Source organism: Bradyrhizobium sp. Mp27 (assembly GCF_029953005.1).
Classification (GTDB): domain Bacteria; phylum Pseudomonadota; class Alphaproteobacteria; order Rhizobiales; family Xanthobacteraceae; genus Bradyrhizobium; species Bradyrhizobium barranii.
On record NZ_JASAUS010000168.1, the window covers coordinates 1 to 14,222 of the forward strand.

The window sequence follows — 14,222 nt, forward strand, 5'->3', positions numbered from 1 at the left end:
CATCGGAACCAAGCGGCTAATCGCTGCGATCGCGGCCTGAGACGTCCTCGGCACCTAACCCTCAGAACCGACCTCCCGTGAAACCGTTTTTACACGGCCAAGACCCGAAGCCGACAGGTTCGAACAGCTGGCGCTTTCCGCAAGGCTCCAGCCAGCGAGGGCGACTGCGTAAGTGCTGCTCAAGAATTAAACGTCGATTGGCTTTTAATCTGGTGAGCGCGTAAAGGGTACAAACCGCACGAGGCTGGCGGCGCGCGTTGTTGTCTTGCCCGGGCCGGTTTTTTCCACCACCGTGAGCTGCTGAGTGGTGTAGGCAGGTCCCACCGGCATCACCAGCCGGCCACCCAATTTGAGCTGCTCAATCAGCGGCGCCGGTACGTGCCCGAGCGCTGCGGTGACGATGATTGCTTCAAAAGGACCGCAATCGGGCCAGCCAGCATAGCCGTCGCCAAGCCGAACGCTCACATTGTCATACGCGAGGTCCTTGAGCGTTTTGGCTGCGGCCGCGGCCAACTGCGGGATGATCTCGATGGTGCAGACCTTTCGCGCCAGGTGCGCAAGGATGGCAGCCTGATAGCCCGAACCCGTACCGACTTCGAGCACAACATCATCGGGCGCGACGTAAGCCAGCTGAGTCATCAAGGCCACGATGAATGGCTGCGATATGGTCTGGCCGGCGCCGATCGGAAGCGGCATGTCCGCGTATGCGATGGAGCAAGATCGCTCAGGGATGAATAGATGGCGTTGTGTTTGCCCCATAGCCTCAAGGACTCTCCCCGACAGCCCCTGCTGTCCCAAAACACTAACGTGGGACCGGGCGTAGGCCCGGATGGTTTCGACCATGGCGGCGCGTTCGAGGACGCATTGCGTGTCCTGTGCGGTCACTTCGCGCGCGACGGTCACCATAGAAAGCACGAGCAGCAGCAAGGTCCTCATGAGCCGTCTCTCCGATCTCGGTGGCGCGGCGGCGACAAGGCCGGTTGCGACGCACCTGCAGCAACCAGTCATGCCGGCGCTTGGGTCACCATCTATGACGCGCGGTTGAGAAAGATCGGCAACCCCTGCTTGTTGCCGTAGATGGGGCGATAGCGCTCCGTGTTGTAGCTGCTGGCGACGTCCAATTTGCGCGGGCCTAGCTTGGCGTTAGGGATGGGCACGAGGTCGTAGCAGCCCTCTACCAGCGCCGACATGAGGCCGGTCTTGCCTTCCAGGATGGCATCGTAGGCCATGTTGCCGAAAGTCAGGGCCACAAGCTTGTCGATGAAGTCCGGATCGCCTGATCGCAGGTCGTAGGTGAGGTCGGAGATGATCGTCTCCTCGCCGGTGCGCTGCTTGATTTCGTCGGCAAGCGATTCCGCCACGTTGGCCTTCTTGCGGTGACCGTAGGCGTCAGGCTCGCCGTATTCCCGCAGCTTGTAGCCTTCCCACTGAGCTCCCTCGCTGAGCACGATCAGCGCGTAGTTGCTTGGATTGGCGCGCTTGTCCTCGATGAGCAACTGGATCAGCTTGTCGAGGTCGACCTTATACTCCGGTATGACGCATCGTATCGAGGTCGCATACGCGGTGTAGAGTGCCGTAAATCCGGCATCGCGGCCAAAGACGCGGAAAATGCCAATTCGCTCATGCGAGCCGACGGTGGTGCGCTGCCGCTGGATGGCATCGCTGGCGCGGGTGATCGCGGTCGAGAAGCCGATACAGTACTCGGTGTTGCGGACGTCATTATCCATCGTCTTCGGGATGGCGATGATCTTGACGCCGAGTTCGTTGAGCTTGGCCGCATAACTGAGCGTGTCGTCGCCACCGATGGCGATCAGGTGTTCGATGCCAAGTCCCGAAAGGTTAGCGAGCACCCGGCTGGTGAGGTCCCATGTCTTTGTCGCGATGCCGCCGTTGGTGCTCAGCGAGACCGGAACATCATTGCCGACGAGATGATCGGGCAGCTTTTGTATTTTGGAGGGATTGACGCGGCTCGAGTGCAGCACGGTGCCGCCGCGCCGGTCGATAGTGCGAGTGTTTTCACGGTTGAGCGGGATGACATAGTGAGATCTGCTGGTCGGGTCCTCGAGGTTCAGGTGCGTGAGGGCCTCCCAACCACGGCGCAGACCGACAACCTCGATGTCGTCCTCACTGCCGCGATAAGTCACGCTCTTGATGACTGCGTTGAGGCCGGCGACGTCGCCGCCGCCCGTGAGAATGCCGATGCGTCTTTTCGCCAAGCCAAACCTCCCAGCATTGGCAGGTCGTAATAATGCACAGCGCAGCTTCGCTACTCGGCCGCTTCCGGCTTGCGCTCCTCACGCAGCCGAAATCGCTTCACGAGTGCGGATACGGTGTCGCGGAAGCCGCCATATTCCAGCTCAGAATAGGGCAGCATCGCAGCGCCGGACCAGCCCTGGCTGCGCATCTCGATTGCCTTGCGTTGCGCGCGCCGGCGCACCTCGTCCCGCGCCGGGTTGTCGAAGAAATCGGTATAGGACTCGGAAAAGCGGCCGTCCTTGTCGACCGAAAAGCCAGCGCAAGAAACGATCGGCAGGCAGTACATGCCAGTGACCGGTGTATTGAGCGGCACGGGCATCAGCGGCATCACATGCGAGCCGCGCGCATCGCCGCCCACGAAGTGTGCCTTGGCGAAGGGCGAGATAATCTCCTCGGGCGCCGGGAAAATTCCCTGGTTCCTGATGATTGCGACCGGATCGTCCTTGCCGGTGTACTTGCCTGCGATTGTGTGAAGACGTTGCGCCGACACGGCGGCGGCAACCTCGCCATATGTTTGAGAAACGATGCGATCAATGCCAAAGCGCTCGTTGTCGCGGAGCAGCGCGGCAATGTGGTAGTTGTCCTCGGGCGCGTCGAGTTCGATCACGCTGTCGCCCGCCGTGTGGTCCATGTCGATGACATGGAAACGGAATCCCTTGATCATCGGGGGTAGCATCAGCCCGGCGCAATACATGGGATCAGCGAAGGCGAGGTAGAGCGGCAGGTTATAGGCGCCGGGGCCGCATTTGTCGGCGGCAAACACCATGAATGATTCCGCGGGTCTCGGCCCCGAGAGGCTGTGGTCGAAGCTGAGCTCGGCGACGCCCGGGCCGGCACCGCGAATGTTTCCGGAAGGTGCGTCTGCGAGAAGATCCTGGCCGGCGCCGTAGAGACCGGAAGTCCTTGCAACCGAAGTGGCCGCAAGAAACGCCTTCCAGGCGAGTTGATGGATCTCGGAGCTCCCCTCGCCCCGAGTGTGCGTCATGATGATCGCAATGTCGTCGCCGGTGTGGCAGACAAAGCCGTCGATCAACAGACCATTACAGATCGCCTTCGCGACCTCGCCCTCGACAGCTGCCATCATGCGTGAAGATGGTTTCGTATGCCCGCCGACTGAGCCAACGTCAGCCTTGATGACCGATAGAGTGAGTCTCATGAGCTTTCTCTCCGACCAGCACAGCGCGACGCCTCGGCGCAGGCTGCGCCGGGGCGACGGCGCTGCTCATACGCCGGAAGAACGTCTGATGTTACGTTAGGTTCCGCAGATGCCCTTCCTGCTCGAAAAATTCGAGCCCATCCGCTTCCCGAGATCTTCAACCACCTTAAGGATCATACCAGAACCGATAGGATAAGTAGATCATGCGCCATCATTTTCTGCGGTGCACGAGTCCGGTTTTGGCCCATCGCGACCTCTTGCGCTGCCGCATGAACCTGGCCGCTATTGGGGCAACGCAGACGTAGCCTTCGTCGCATCACGCCGCGGGGTTTATGGGTACACGGCCTAGCCCAGCTCTTGCAGCAGCTTCCGCGTCTCGCCCAGCAGCGCCCGCATCGCCCTTCGTTCCGCGATCCGGTCTTGCGTGAATAGCCCATGCTTCCGCGCATTCTGATTTCCCCTCGGTGCGCCTGATCTCGCGGCGCTGCCATGCATGCGACAGCGGGTCTTGCCGTGCACCGCCGGCGCGAGGCAGGCGGTGCCGCTGCGTGTCCTGGCGCCGCAGCGCGGACTCGCCTGCATCGCAGCCGTGTTGCGGGGTTGATCGCCGCTCATGCGCTGGCACCTTGTTCGGCATCGACCAGTTCATGTTCGCCTTCGCCGGCTTCGTGGGGCGAGATCGATCCTGCTCCCATCGGCGTGTCCGCGACGCCTTGCTCCGTTATGATCATTCCAGCGTGCTGGATGGCGTGGCTCGCGGTGGCTCCCGCGCCATCCTGCACCGTCAGACTCTCCACCGTGATCGCCCGCTCGCCATGGTTGCGGTACCGGTTGAGCGCCTCGACCTGGTCCGGAAAGATTCGCGCCAACTTGGCGAGCGCGCGTGAGGCGCTGTCCTGCCGCGGGATGTCGTCGGCGAAGGCGAGGCGATGGGCGCAGCGCATCGCCAGGACGTGAATGGAGACCATCTGTGCCGCCAGCATGGCCTCGATGGAGTCCCTCGGCGCGATGCTCTTCATCATCGAGATCATGAAGGCGAGATTGGCCTCGTCCGGCTTCTGCGCAATCACGCTGGCCTTCACCAATTGCTTCAGGATGCCTTGCAACGCGTCACGGCGCGACGGCGCCGAGCGCGTCAGCCAGCAGTCGCTCTCCGGTTTTCGGGTCGGGATGATCGATGGCGATGCGCCGCCTGTAGAGTTTGACGCGCGGGCTCGCAGCCGGGTCGCTGCGATCGGTTGCCGCAACCGGCGGCGTGGTGTGGCGATCTGGGGATGTCGTCATGTGCTGTGTCCTTTGCCAGCGCAGGCGTGCGAACGACGCGCTCGCGTGGTGCGCGCGGCTACCAATTTCGAGATGTCGATGAGAGGCTTGCGCGCAATCGCGGCGAGGCGCCCGTGGGGCGGGCGGCCTGGACGCCGGCGATTGTTGCGATGATGCCATCATGCCGGTGTTTTGCCCGACGTGCCAAATTTCATTTCGTGGTATCCGAAGGTGCCTGCGCAAGTCCTTGTTCCGACAGGGGCCGGCTACTGTGCATGGGGTTATTTTCGCATTTTTTGTTTGGATGCGGCTCTCGCGTGCCGCACAACGGAATGCCGGCGCGCAAACGCGATTGCGAAATCCGGCGCGACCGCTAATCATGATCTCCAGAGGCGCCGCACCATGCAAAAGCGGCAGCGCGAGTCCGGGGAGAGAACGAATGCAACGAACGCTTCGCCTGCTGGCGATTGTCGCCGGATTGTGCGTGACGACCGAGGCTCTCGCGCAGAAATATCCGACGCGTCCGGTCAAGATCATGGTCGGCTTCAGCGCGGGCGGCCCGGTCGATGTGGTCGCGCGCATCGTCGCCGACCGGCTGAGCAACAAGCTCGGCCAGCCCTTCGTGGTCGAGAACCGTGCCGGCGCCAACGGCATGATCGCAGCCGAGGGCGTGGCGCGCGCGGACGCGGACGGCTACACCATCCTCGCCTGCAACTCGTCCACCATCACGCTCAACAAGACGCTGTTCAAGGACGCCCGCTACGATCCGCAAGGGGACTTTGCGCCGCTCACCACCGTCATCTCGGCGCCGCTCGTTCTCGTGGTCAATCCCGAGAATCCCAGGACGGCCAACATCAGCACCGTCGCCGATCTGGTCGCGGCGGCGAAGGCCGCGCCCGGCGCGCTCGCCTACGGCTCGGGCGGCAACGGCAACCTTGCCCATCTCGCCATGGAGCTGCTCAGCCAGAAGGCCGGCATCAAGCTGATCCACGTGCCCTATCGCGGCGGCGCGGCGTCCGAGGTCGGTATCCTCGCGCAGGAGGTCCTGGCGGTGTTCGATCCCTTGTCCGCCGTGCCGCTGGTGAAGGCCGGCAAGCTGCGTGCGCTCGCGGTGTCATCGGCCGAGCGGCTGCCGGCGCTGCCTGACGTGCCGACCGTCGCGGAGGCCGGCTATCCCGGCTTCGACATCTCGTTCTGGGTCGGCTTCTTCATGCCGAAGGCCGTGCCCGCGCCGATCCGCGAGACGCTGCACCGTGAGATCGTCGCCGCCGCCAAAGATCCGGCGGTGCAGGAGCGACTGGAGTCGCAAGGCGTCGTGAGCGTGCTCAGCCCCGCCGACTACGCCGCGAAGATCGCCAAGGAGACGATGGAGCTTGCCGAGGTCGTCGCGGCCGCGAACATCAAGGCGGAGTAGGGGGCGTCACGGCGAGAGGATCTGCTTGCGGTAGCGGATCAGCGCTCGCTCGATGCGAGGCGCACGGCACGGGCTTTTGCGCTCTTTCCGGCGGCGCGGGCTGCGATCATGCCGCGCGCCTTGCCGTGCTTGGTCTTTCGGATAAAGAATGCAAGCCGCTTGCGCGCACGGCTGGCCGTCAAACGCGCCGCCAATTGCTCGCCCTTGCGAATGATGGTGGCAGCTGACGCCGTCAGGTTCACCGGAACCCAGGCGACGTCCTTTGTCTTGGACAGGCTGCCGATGCCTTCGCATGGCGCTTTGCGCGGCAGGTCGATCCGGATCGCAAGCGCCTCCGCGCGCTCGGTCCAGTCCTCGGCCCTGGTGCCGGTGATGATGCGGACATAGTCGCGGGTCTCGCGCGGCAGCTCACTTTCCCTGGCAAGCCACTTCTGGATCCGGCCGGGGCCTGCGTTATAGGCGGCCGCGGCAAGGCCGAGATTGCCGAAATCGTCGCGGAGCTTGCGCAGGAATCTGGCCGACGCCGGCAGCGCCTTCATCGCATCGAAGGGATCGTCGAGCCCGACTTCGGCGGCGGTCTCCGGCATGAACTGCGCAACGCCCTGCGCGCCGGCCTGGCTGACCTCGTTCGATCTGAAGCGGCTCTCCTGCCAGATCAAACGCGCGAAGAACGGCACCGGAATGCCGCTCGCCTCGGCGGCTTCACGAAGCGCGTGGCAGAATCGTTCGGTCGGCGAAACCGGCGCCTGCACGGCCGTGTCGACGACGCGCGGCGGCTCGGGCGTCTCCTCATAGGCCGCGCGCGCATTGGCGAGCTCGATGGCTTGCACGCTGGCAAGGAAGAGCTCGACCACCGGAACAAGTGGCGAGGCTTGCGTGCTTTGAAGAGTGGCGTGGTCGAAGCTTGTTTGCCGGGATGCCGACGGATCGAGGTCGCACATCAGAATCAGAAACGCGGCGCAAGCCGCGACGACGAATCGCATTGCGTGGACAACCTCGAACTGTGGGATGAACGACCGGCGCTGCGCCGGCAATAAGGAGTTCTTAACCGTCCGATTGCGGCGAAGCTGCGGTCTCGCCGGTTCCGTCGGTGTTACTACGGTGTTCCCGCGGCGAAACTCTCCGCGGTTTCGCGGAGCGATGAATTGGGACGCGCGACATGACGCGATGGATGCTCGGCGCGGTGATGACGCTTTGGGTGATCTGCCCGGCGCTCGCGAGTAATCTCGATGCCACCGCGGTGAACGATGCCGCGTGTCCCGCAAGACAGCCTGCGACCGACAAGGTCAATGCATCCGTGGTGAGGCTTCAGGTCATGCTGGACCGTGCGCAGTTCTCGCCCGGCGAGATCGACGGCAAGCGCGCCTCGAACCAGGCCTCGAACTAGTCCTTGGGAAAATCCTTGCGCATCGCGATCTCGGCGGCGTCGCCGGGCGACAGCACGGTCTGCTCGAACGCTGCTTGCGGCTTCGTCATGATGTCGTAGAGCGAGATGCCCTTGATCGGCTTGTCCATGAGCATGCGAACGCAGTCGGCGAGCGTGCCGTTGTAGACGAGATAGGGCGGACCCCGGTCCTTCTGTCTCTCGCCTTTCAGCGACGGCCACTTCTTCAGTTCGGCCGGCGCGTCATAGGCGATCGGCGATTCCTCTTTGAACATGCGCTTGGCCTCGGGCGGCGTGGAAAACCCGAAAGTCCTAAGGCTTGCCCGGTAAAACGCTTGTTAAAGAATTAGTTCAAATCAGCCGGCAACGAAGGCGAGCAGGGTGCCGTTGGCCTTGGCCGGCGGCACGCAGATCGCAGCCCCGCTGCGCAACGCAGCTGATCCCAGCGCCTTCTCGGTGGCTGCGAGATCGCCGCTGACGAGGACCAGGGCCGCGCCGCCGCGCGCGGAAAGACCGGTGAGCGGCACGCCGGGATAGCGTTTGCCGAGCTGCTCCAGCGTCAGATAGACGAAGTCGGCGCGGTCGCCCCCGGACGGCACGGCGACTGCACCGTCGGCTTCCGCCTTCGGTTCGCGGTCGATCAGGCGGCCGAGATGCGCCGCATCCTGCGCGGGCTCGGGCGTTGCGATCAGCGTCTGCCTGATCCGCTTCGCCGCATTGGCGTGCTTCATCAATTCAGGAATCCACACCGTCTCGCGCGTCTTGTGCTGGCAGGCGAAGATGCGCACGCCGCCGGGCGCCTCCGCGGTCGGCCACATGAAGGTGCGGAATTTTGCCGCCGAGATCGTGCCATCGGGCAGCGTCACCGGCCGTTCGAAATCGGTCGGGCCGATCGGCGTCAGGCCGCGCGCACGGATCTCCTCGGCGCCGGCTGCGCTGTCGACCGCCGTGAAGGCGATGCGCTCGATGCCCTCGCCGTGCCTGTCGACGAAGGCGCGGGCAGGTGCGTTGTGCTCGGTCGCCACCAGCACGCCGAGCAACTCCATATAGTCGGGGTCGAACATGATGGTGTAATTGCCGGTGCCCATATGCGCGCTGTGGGTGCCGCGCGGCGACAGGGTGAAACCGAGCTGCCTGTAGTTTTCGGCAGCCTTGTCGAGGTCCCGAACCATGACCACGGCGTGGTCGATACCGATGATGTTCTTGAGGGCCACTGTTCTTCCCCGCAGCAAATGCAAATTTCGATCTGGACCGCGCCAGCGGCCGCTGGCCCTGTCTACGCCGGATAGGCGATCAAGTCATTTTCAAATCGGCGCTAGATGCGGAATTTCATTTCGCGAAATGCGGTATCGACGCGTGATGGCGTCACTGTGCCTGCTCGATATAGGCGGCGAGGATGGCGCGCTCCTCGCTGGTCATATCGGTGATGTTGCCCGGCGGCATCGCATTGGACCACGCCGCCACGCGGCCGATCAGGCGGATGTTGCGATGGATGTGCTCGGGCGCGTCGAGCAAGATGCCTTTGGGCGCGGTCACGATGCCGGCCCAGACCGGCTCGGCCGCGTGGCACATGCTGCAACGGGACATCACGATCTCCTCGACATTGGCGCGCGTCGGCTGCGCCGAGAGCGCGCCCGTCTTGACCTCACGCGGGCCGGCGGCGGAGAGCAGGAGGATCGCGATCACGCCCAATACGGCGACACCCCACACCCACCACGGCGATTTGCGCCCCGCGTGCCGCTCGTTGAAGAAGTGGCGGATCACGGGGCCGAGCGCCAGAATGATCGCGACGATGATCCAGTTGAAGCGCGTCGCGTAGAGCAGAGGATAGTGATTGCTGATCATCAGCACGACGACGGGCAGGGTCAGGTAGTTGTTGTGAACCGAGCGCTCCTTGCTGGCCTTGCCGAGCTTCGGATCGGGCGCCTGTCCCGCGATCAGGCTGGCCACGATCTTCTTCTGGTTCGGGATGATCAGTGCAAAGACGTTGGCGACCATGATGGTGCCTATGATCGCCCCAATCTGGTTGAAGGCGCCGCGCCCGCTCAGGACGTGGGTGAAGGCGAAAGTGAGCGCGACCAGGAACAGATAGCCGCCGATGGCAAAGGGCAGCTCGCGCTGCGCAAGCCCGGTGCGGCAGGCCGCCTCATAGAGCAGCCATGCCAGCGCCAGGCTGCAGAAGCTGAACAGCCCGGCCTGGATCGGTGTGAGGTCGAGAATCGACTTGTCGACCAGGAACAGGTCGGCATCGAGATAGTACACCACCACCATCAGCGCGAAGCCGGACAGCCAGGTGGTGTAGGCCTCCCATTTGAACCAGGTCAGCTCCTCCGGCATCTGGCTCGGAGCCACCAGATACTTCATGATCCGGTAGAAGCCGCCGCCATGGACCTGCCAGGCTTCGCCCTGCACGCCGTCCGGCAGGTCAGTCTTCGGCTTCAGGCTGAGATCGAGGGCGATGAAGTAGAAGGAACTGCCGATCCAGGCGATCGCCGCCACCACGTGCAGCCAGCGCAGCAGCAGGCTCGCCCATTCCGATATGATGGATCCCCACATGATCACCCCATCAATTGCGACCTGGATGCCGCAGCTTTGATGACCGCAACCGGCGGTCGCGCCCTTACAATGTGTCGCACCGATCTGCCGCATTTTCCAGTACGATGGGCCGCGGCTGATGCACATCGTGCGGGCATGAGCTGATGTGGGATTCGGCAGCTGTTTGAACTGCTGCAGAACATTTGCGGACCTATGAGCGTCGACGTTCAGGACGCGCAGGCTGGGAGGAAGACGACGTGAAAAGCAGGATCTCGTCCGCAGTAACGGCTGCGGGATTGCTGGTCGCGGTTGCTGCCAGCGCGCAGGCCGAGCCGGTTCTGCAGGGCAAGGACGCCTATGGCGATTGGCAGGCCGACAAGCCTGGCACGGTCAGGTTGATCCGGCCGCAGGATCTCGTCAGGCCCGGCGCGACGCGGTCGGTTGCGAGCACCGCGCGCGTGGCGTCGCGACCGCCGGAGGCCATGCCACGTGTGCCGACGGGTTTCAAGATCGAACTGTTCGCCGAAGGCTTGCGCGCGCCGCGCATCATCAGGGTCGCGCCGAACGGCGATGTCTTCGTCGCGGAGACGCGGGCCGACGCCATCCGCGTGCTGCGCGCCGGGGATGGCGGCAAGGCCGCGACCAACGAGGTGTTTGCCAGCGGATTGAGACGGCCGTTCGGCATCGCCTTCTTTCCGAACGGCGACAATCCGCAATGGGTCTATATCGCCAACACCGACAGCGTCGTCCGGTTTCCCTATCAGGCCGGCGATCTCAAGGCGCGCGGCAGGGCGGAGACGATCGTGGCAAGCCTGCCGCATGACGGCAGCCATTCCACCCGCGACATCGTCTTCACGCCCGACAACAAGCGCATGTTCGTGTCGGTCGGCTCGCTCAGCAACGTCGCCGAGGGCATGGGTACGCCTCCGGGCGGGTTGGAGGTGTGGTCAAAGGCGCAACCGCTTGGCGCGGCCTGGGCGAGCGAGACCGAGCGCGCCACCGTGCTGGCCTTCAATCCCGATGGCAAGGAGCGGAAGATCTATGCCACCGGCATCCGCAACTGCGTAGGTCTTGCGATCCAGCCGCAGACCGGGCTGCCCTGGTGTTCGACCAACGAGCGCGACGGCCTCGGCGACGATCTCGTGCCCGACTACGTGACCAGCGTGAAGGAAGGCGCGTTCTACGGCTGGCCGTGGTTCTACATCGGCGGCAACGAGGACCCGCGCCACACCGGCGCGCGGCCGGATCTGAAGGACAAGGTGACGGTGCCTGATGTGCTGGTGCAGCCGCACTCGGCGTCGCTGGGCATGACGTTCTATCAGGGCACGCAGTTTCCGCCGGAGTATCAGGGCGAGGCCTTTGCCGCCGAGCACGGCTCCTGGAACAGGTCGAAGCGCACCGGCTACAAGGTGATCCGCATCCGGATGAAGGACGGCGTGCCGACGGGCGAGTACGAGGATTTCGTCACGGGGTTTGTCGTGAATGACACGGAGGTCTGGGGAAGGCCGGTTGGCGTTGCCGTGGCGAAGGATGGATCGCTGCTGGTGTCGGAGGACGGCAACGGCACGATCTGGCGGGTGACGCGCGCGCCGCAGTGACGCTGTTTCCCTCTCCCCTTGCGGGAGAGGGTGGCTCGCCGCGTAGCGGCGAGGCGGGTGAGGGGTCTCTCTCCACGAGTCCCTTCGCCAGTTGAGTTTGCCGATAGGACCCCTCATCCGGCGCTTCGCGCCACCTTCTCCCGCAAGGGGAGAAGGCAACGCAGTATCGCCTACCCCCGTCTCACACTCGCGCCACCGTCCACCGGCAGCGTCACGCCCGTGATGAAATTCGCCTCGTCCGACGCCAAAAACAGTGCGGCATTCGCGACGTCCCAGCCGGTGCCCATCTTCCTGCGCAGCGGCACCTTGCTGTCGCGCTCGGCTTCGACTTCGGCGCGGGGCTTGGACCATTCGCGGGCGCGGGTGTCGACGGCCATCGGCGTGTTCATCAGGCCGGGCAGGATGACGTTGGCACGGATGCCGTATTCGGCGTTCTGGTAGGCGAGCTGTTCGGTGAAGGCGATCATCGCCGATTTCGTCGCCTTGTAGGCGACGTAAGGGTAGGTCGTGATTGCCGCCATCGAGGAGATGTTGATGATGACGCCGCTGTTCTGCGCGCGCATGATCGGGATCACTTCCTTTGCGGCCAGGATGCAGCTCTTCAGGTTGATGGCGATGACCCGGTCGAACGCCTCCTCGGTGATTTGAAGCAGCTCGGCATCGCCGCCGGACAGGCTGACGCCGACATTGTTGTGCAGCACGTCGATGCGGCCCCAGCGCGCCTGCGCGTCCGCGACCATCGCCTTGATGTCCGCGGATTTGGTCACGTCGGCCTTGAAGGCCGCAGCGGTGCCTTGCTCCGCTGCGATCAGATCGACGGTTTCCTGCGCCGATTCCAGATGATGGTCGACGCACAGCACTTTCGCGCCCTCGCGCGCGAAGGTCAGCGCGGTGGCGCGGCCATTGCCCATGCCTTCGCCCGGGCTCTGGCCGGCGCCGACGACGATCGCGACCTTGTCTTTCAAGCGCATGTCACTTCACTCCCGGGATCGGGTACTGCTGGAGTACCTCTTTGTAATACGGTTCGTTGTCGATCTTCATGGTGGCGAGCACGCGCACCACGCCGCAATAGAAGGCGATGGTGAGCACGAGGTCGACCATGTGCTCGTCGGAGAGATCTCTCTTGATCTCTGCGAAGGTGGTGTCCGACATCGCGAGCTCGCGCACCATCTCGCGGGCGCCTTTCAGGATCGCTTTTGCCAGCGGCTCCAGATTCGACGGCTTGCCCTCGGTTTCCGCCATCAAGCCTGTGATGTCCTCGTCGGTGACGCCGAACTCCTTGCCGATCTTCACATGGTGGGTGAATTCGTATTCCGACTTCTCCATCCAGCCGACCTGGAGGATCGCGAGCTCCCGCAGGCGCGGGTCGAGCTTGCTCTTGAAGCGGATATAGCCGCCGATGCCGTTGAAGGCGCGCGCCATCTCCGGCGAGTTGACCAGCAGCTTGTGCAGGTTGGTGTTGCGCTTCAGCATGTCGCGATATTCGGGCGCGACTTGGTCGGCCTCGAGGTAGGGCAGGCGGGCCATCCGTGTTCCTTTCAGTGTTCCTGTGATTCACGTTCCGGCGCTTGCAGCGTCACGCCGCCGTCGACCACCAGCACCTGGCCGGTGATGTAGCGTGCGAAGTTGCTGAGCAGGAATTTGACGGCGTGGCCGACGTCCCAGCCGGTGCCTTCGGTCTTGAGCAGGGAGGCCTTGGCGCGATTGGCGCGGGCCTGCTCGCTCATGCCGCGGGCATAGACCATCGGCGTGTACATCGGGCCGGGGCAGATGCAGTTGACGCGGATGTTGTCGCGGCCGTGATCGACCGCCATGGCGCGCGTCAGACCGATGATGGCGGCCTTCGATGTCGTATAGGTCGTGAGCCCACGCGGCCTGAGCGCCGAGATCGAGGAGATATTGACGATCGCGCCGCCCTTGGCGGTCTTGATCATCGCGGGGATCGCGTGCTTGGAGAGCAGGAACATGGTCTCGACGTTGACCTGCATGACGCGGCGATACTGCTCGGGTGTCTCGTCGACCACGCTGCCGCGGCTGCCGATGCCGACATTGTTGTCGAGGAAATCGAGCCGGCCCCAGCGGTCGAGTGTAGCTTCGACCAGGGTCTTGCAATCGGCTTCGCTGGTGACGTCGCCACCGTGTGCCGCCGCCGTGCCGCCCTCGGCCGTGATCATCTCCACGGTGCGCTCGGCGAGCTTGAGGTCGCGATCGGCCACCAGCACTTTTGCGCCGGCGCGGGCCAACAGAATTGCTGCAGCGCGGCCGTTGCCGATGCCGTCGCCAGCGGCGCCACCGCCGCTGATCAGCGCCACCTTGCCGGCGAGGCCGGCATCGTCCTCGGGGCCCTGCATGTCGTTTCATCCCAATTATTTTCGTGCAGATTAGCAATGGCCCTGACAGGAGAGAAGACCGGCGGTCCCGCGCAGATGTCATTGACATCGCATGGAATTGCATGCCGCCGGGCGGCACGGCGCGCGATCAGGCGGGCGTATCGCGGAACCGTTCTGCCTAGTACCCACTTTTCTTGGAACGTGAGTCGTGATTCAAGGTCGGGATGATACCCGAAGCAAGAGAAGTCCACCTTTCGAGGAAAGATCGCAAGGTGCTTGAGGCGTG

General features: G+C 64.0%; 16 protein-coding genes. 3 read left to right on the forward strand and 13 right to left on the reverse strand.

Annotated features, from left to right (window positions below; all coding sequences use genetic code 11):
- Nucleotides 1-204: 204 nt before the first annotated feature.
- From QJT78_RS42725 to QJT78_RS53290, 6 genes are all read right to left on the reverse strand, one after another.
- Nucleotides 205-936, reverse strand: coding sequence for a protein-L-isoaspartate(D-aspartate) O-methyltransferase (locus QJT78_RS42725; protein WP_049807684.1), 732 nt, complete (start codon nucleotides 934-936; stop codon nucleotides 205-207).
- Between the two features lie 92 nt (nucleotides 937-1,028).
- A complete protein-coding gene (locus QJT78_RS42730) occupies nucleotides 1,029-2,216 on the reverse strand; it encodes a 6-phosphofructokinase (protein WP_028154001.1) in 1,188 nt (395 codons plus the stop codon).
- Nucleotides 2,217-2,266: 50 nt separating this feature from the next.
- Complete coding sequence (locus QJT78_RS42735) at nucleotides 2,267-3,412, reverse strand: fructose-1,6-bisphosphatase (protein ID WP_281460606.1); 1,146 nt, start codon at nucleotides 3,410-3,412, stop codon at nucleotides 2,267-2,269.
- A gap of 345 nt (nucleotides 3,413-3,757) precedes the next feature.
- Nucleotides 3,758-4,027 (reverse strand): HGGxSTG domain-containing protein, encoded by a 270-nt coding sequence (locus tag QJT78_RS42740; protein ID WP_028154003.1) that lies wholly within the window; start codon nucleotides 4,025-4,027, stop codon nucleotides 3,758-3,760.
- A complete protein-coding gene (locus QJT78_RS42745; protein ID WP_335337543.1) occupies nucleotides 4,024-4,494 on the reverse strand; it encodes a hypothetical protein in 471 nt (156 codons plus the stop codon). Before QJT78_RS42745 ends, QJT78_RS42740 begins: the two co-directional genes overlap by 4 nt.
- A 28-nt stretch (nucleotides 4,495-4,522) precedes the next feature.
- The gene (locus QJT78_RS53290; protein WP_335337542.1) at nucleotides 4,523-4,696 is read right to left on the reverse strand and encodes a hypothetical protein; all 174 of its coding nucleotides are present in this window, start codon (nucleotides 4,694-4,696) and stop codon (nucleotides 4,523-4,525) included.
- A gap of 418 nt (nucleotides 4,697-5,114) precedes the next feature.
- On the opposite strand from QJT78_RS53290, the gene QJT78_RS42750 reads away from it, so the two are divergent.
- A complete protein-coding gene (locus QJT78_RS42750) occupies nucleotides 5,115-6,089 on the forward strand; it encodes a tripartite tricarboxylate transporter substrate binding protein (protein WP_028154005.1) in 975 nt (324 codons plus the stop codon).
- A gap of 38 nt (nucleotides 6,090-6,127) precedes the next feature.
- Here QJT78_RS42750 and QJT78_RS42755 read toward each other — a convergent pair whose 3' ends face one another.
- Complete coding sequence (locus tag QJT78_RS42755; RefSeq protein ID WP_028154006.1) at nucleotides 6,128-7,072, reverse strand: lytic transglycosylase domain-containing protein; 945 nt, start codon at nucleotides 7,070-7,072, stop codon at nucleotides 6,128-6,130.
- 176 nt (nucleotides 7,073-7,248) lie between these two features.
- On the opposite strand from QJT78_RS42755, the gene QJT78_RS42760 reads away from it, so the two are divergent.
- Nucleotides 7,249-7,476 carry a hypothetical protein gene (locus QJT78_RS42760; RefSeq protein WP_038952410.1) on the forward strand — a complete coding sequence of 76 codons (228 nt, stop codon included), beginning with the start codon at nucleotides 7,249-7,251 and terminating at the stop codon, nucleotides 7,474-7,476.
- On the opposite strand, the gene QJT78_RS42765 is transcribed toward QJT78_RS42760, so the two are convergent.
- From QJT78_RS42765 to QJT78_RS42775, 3 genes are all read right to left on the reverse strand, one after another.
- A complete protein-coding gene (locus QJT78_RS42765) occupies nucleotides 7,473-7,748 on the reverse strand; it encodes a hypothetical protein (protein ID WP_028154008.1) in 276 nt (91 codons plus the stop codon). The genes QJT78_RS42760 and QJT78_RS42765 overlap by 4 nt on opposite strands.
- A gap of 81 nt (nucleotides 7,749-7,829) precedes the next feature.
- Nucleotides 7,830-8,687, reverse strand: coding sequence for a VOC family protein (locus QJT78_RS42770; protein WP_028154009.1), 858 nt, complete (start codon nucleotides 8,685-8,687; stop codon nucleotides 7,830-7,832).
- Between the two features lie 151 nt (nucleotides 8,688-8,838).
- On the reverse strand, nucleotides 8,839-10,029 hold the full coding sequence (locus QJT78_RS42775; RefSeq protein ID WP_028150145.1) for a urate hydroxylase PuuD: 1,191 nt from the start codon (nucleotides 10,027-10,029) through the stop codon (nucleotides 8,839-8,841).
- 236 nt (nucleotides 10,030-10,265) lie between these two features.
- Here QJT78_RS42775 and QJT78_RS42780 point away from each other — a divergent pair, with 236 nt between their 5' ends.
- Nucleotides 10,266-11,606: a sorbosone dehydrogenase family protein gene (locus QJT78_RS42780; protein WP_028150144.1), complete on the forward strand. Its 1,341-nt coding sequence runs from the start codon at nucleotides 10,266-10,268 to the stop codon at nucleotides 11,604-11,606.
- A 170-nt stretch (nucleotides 11,607-11,776) separates the two neighbouring features.
- On the opposite strand, the gene QJT78_RS42785 is transcribed toward QJT78_RS42780, so the two are convergent.
- The 3 genes from QJT78_RS42785 to QJT78_RS42795 are packed head-to-tail and all read right to left on the reverse strand — an operon-like array spanning nucleotide 11,777 to nucleotide 13,957.
- The gene (locus tag QJT78_RS42785; RefSeq protein ID WP_281460607.1) at nucleotides 11,777-12,577 is read right to left on the reverse strand and encodes an SDR family oxidoreductase; all 801 of its coding nucleotides are present in this window, start codon (nucleotides 12,575-12,577) and stop codon (nucleotides 11,777-11,779) included.
- 1 nt (nucleotide 12,578) lies between these two features.
- Entirely contained in the window at nucleotides 12,579-13,133 is a 555-nt protein-coding gene (locus tag QJT78_RS42790) for a carboxymuconolactone decarboxylase family protein (protein WP_028150142.1), read from the reverse strand.
- An 11-nt stretch (nucleotides 13,134-13,144) separates the two neighbouring features.
- Nucleotides 13,145-13,957, reverse strand: coding sequence for an SDR family oxidoreductase (locus QJT78_RS42795; RefSeq protein WP_028150141.1), 813 nt, complete (start codon nucleotides 13,955-13,957; stop codon nucleotides 13,145-13,147).
- Between the last annotated feature and the right edge of the window lie 265 nt (nucleotides 13,958-14,222).

Bases quoted from the DNA above. Each gene is read 5' to 3' on its own strand.
- QJT78_RS42795 (WP_028150141.1), bottom strand. From the start codon at position 13,957: ATGCAGGGCCCCGAGGACGATGCCGGCCTCGCCGGCAAGGTGGCGCTG.
- QJT78_RS42760 (WP_038952410.1), top strand. From the start codon at position 7,249: ATGACGCGATGGATGCTCGGCGCGGTGATGACGCTTTGGGTGATCTGC.
- QJT78_RS42750 (WP_028154005.1), top strand. From the start codon at position 5,115: ATGCAACGAACGCTTCGCCTGCTGGCGATTGTCGCCGGATTGTGCGTG.
- QJT78_RS42790 (WP_028150142.1), bottom strand. From the start codon at position 13,133: ATGGCCCGCCTGCCCTACCTCGAGGCCGACCAAGTCGCGCCCGAATAT.
- QJT78_RS42755 (WP_028154006.1), bottom strand. From the start codon at position 7,072: ATGCGATTCGTCGTCGCGGCTTGCGCCGCGTTTCTGATTCTGATGTGC.
- QJT78_RS42785 (WP_281460607.1), bottom strand. From the start codon at position 12,577: ATGCGCTTGAAAGACAAGGTCGCGATCGTCGTCGGCGCCGGCCAGAGC.
- QJT78_RS42765 (WP_028154008.1), bottom strand. From the start codon at position 7,748: ATGTTCAAAGAGGAATCGCCGATCGCCTATGACGCGCCGGCCGAACTG.
- QJT78_RS42740 (WP_028154003.1), bottom strand. From the start codon at position 4,027: ATGAGCGGCGATCAACCCCGCAACACGGCTGCGATGCAGGCGAGTCCG.
- QJT78_RS42735 (WP_281460606.1), bottom strand. From the start codon at position 3,412: ATGAGACTCACTCTATCGGTCATCAAGGCTGACGTTGGCTCAGTCGGC.
- QJT78_RS42725 (WP_049807684.1), bottom strand. From the start codon at position 936: ATGAGGACCTTGCTGCTGCTCGTGCTTTCTATGGTGACCGTCGCGCGC.
- QJT78_RS53290 (WP_335337542.1), bottom strand. From the start codon at position 4,696: ATGACGACATCCCCAGATCGCCACACCACGCCGCCGGTTGCGGCAACC.
- QJT78_RS42775 (WP_028150145.1), bottom strand. From the start codon at position 10,029: ATGTGGGGATCCATCATATCGGAATGGGCGAGCCTGCTGCTGCGCTGG.